We start from the raw sequence: 850 nt of genomic DNA, 5'->3' as shown, positions 1-850 counted from the left end.
GTCGGTTGAGGGGTCGGCTGACGTTGACGCGTTCGGCGCGCAGCCCCATCACCACGGCGACCTCCTGCTTGAGGAAGTCGAGCAACTCGCTGTCGGGAGTGGCGTGTCCGGGAGCGGGGGCCTGCGATACGGGCTGGGCATCAGCAGCCGCGGGCTCCGGGACGGCTGTAGGAGCGACCGGTGCCGGGGCTGGTGCAGCAGCCTTCTGCACGGGTGCGGCATGTGCCGTGGGAGGCGCCGTGGCGCTGTCCGGTGCGGTGGCCGCCGTGGTGTTGGTGGAGTTGAGTTCGGTGGCCAGGGCTTGGGCGACGGTGGTGACGGTGCCGTCCTTGAGGAGCTGGACCATGGGGAGTTTGATCTGGTAGCGGCGTTGGATGCGGTTGCGCAGTTCGACGGCCATGAGGGAGTCCATGCCGAGTCGGTTGAGGGGTCGGCTGACGTTGACGCGTTCGGCGCGCAGCCCCATCACCACGGCAACTTCCTGCTTGAGGAAGTTGAGCAACTCGCTGTCGGTCGTCGTGTGCGTGGAGGCCGGGGCCTGCGGTGCGGGCTGGGCCGCAGTCAGGGGCTTCGGGACAGATGCAGGAGCCGCTGGTGCCGGGGCCGGAGTGGGCGCCTCCTGCACCGGTGTGCTGTGGGGCGCGACGGTTTCCGCAGCGCTGTCCGGTGTGGTCGTCGCCGTGGTGTGGGTGGAGTTGAGTTCGGTGGCCAGGGCTTGGGCGACGGTGGTGACGGTGCCGTCCTTGAGGAGTTGCACCATGGGGAGTTTGATCTGGTAGCGGCGTTGGATGCGGTTGCGCAGTTCGACGGCCATGAGGGAGTCCATGCCGAGTCGGTTGAGGGGTCGGCT

1 protein-coding gene is annotated in these 850 nt (G+C 68.5%); it reads right to left on the bottom strand.

The window, feature by feature from the left end; all coding sequences use genetic code 11:
- Positions 1-826 (bottom strand): acyl carrier protein (locus ACFWGJ_RS36925; protein ID WP_387333336.1); only part of this gene is annotated, 826 nt, incomplete at its 3' end.
- Positions 827-850: the final 24 nt, after the last annotated feature.

The sequence above is a fragment of the Streptomyces sp. NPDC060205 genome, assembly GCF_042728395.1.
Lineage (GTDB): Bacteria > Actinomycetota > Actinomycetes > Streptomycetales > Streptomycetaceae > Streptomyces.
This window is presented reverse-complemented; position numbering and strand designations above follow the sequence as displayed.